At 61.5% G+C, this 335-nt stretch carries 1 protein-coding gene; it reads left to right on the top strand.

Features of this window, described 5'->3' with window-relative positions:
- Positions 1-249, top strand: a 249-nt coding sequence (locus QCE73_RS34065; RefSeq protein WP_309885344.1) for a cellulose synthase subunit BcsC-related outer membrane protein, incomplete at its 5' end; no start/stop codon positions are given.
- Positions 250-335: the final 86 nt, after the last annotated feature.

Consider the following 335-nt stretch of genomic DNA (forward strand, 5'->3'; position numbering starts at 1 on the left):
CCCGATGCGAACGCCGTCTATCCCGGCCAGAGCAAGACGGGCGTGTCCTATTCGCTCAGCGCGACCGGTGAATATCAGCTCGCGCCGCAACTGGCGGTTGGCGCGACGGCCTCGTTCGGCAACGCGTATCAGTATCGCGAGTGGCTCGCGGCCGTGTACGTGCGCTATACCTTCTCGAATCGCGGCGGCGTACAGCCCGTGTTCCCGCCGCAGGCGTTCAGCTCGCCGTATCTGTCGTTGTCGAATTGACACCGGTCCGGCTTGCAGAGAGCTCGAAAGACGCCTTCTGCGAGCCGGCACCGATTTCTTACAAATTTTTCACCGCATTATTGAGC

Source organism: Caballeronia sp. LZ029, from assembly GCF_031451275.1.
Taxonomy (GTDB): domain Bacteria; phylum Pseudomonadota; class Gammaproteobacteria; order Burkholderiales; family Burkholderiaceae; genus Caballeronia; species Caballeronia jiangsuensis.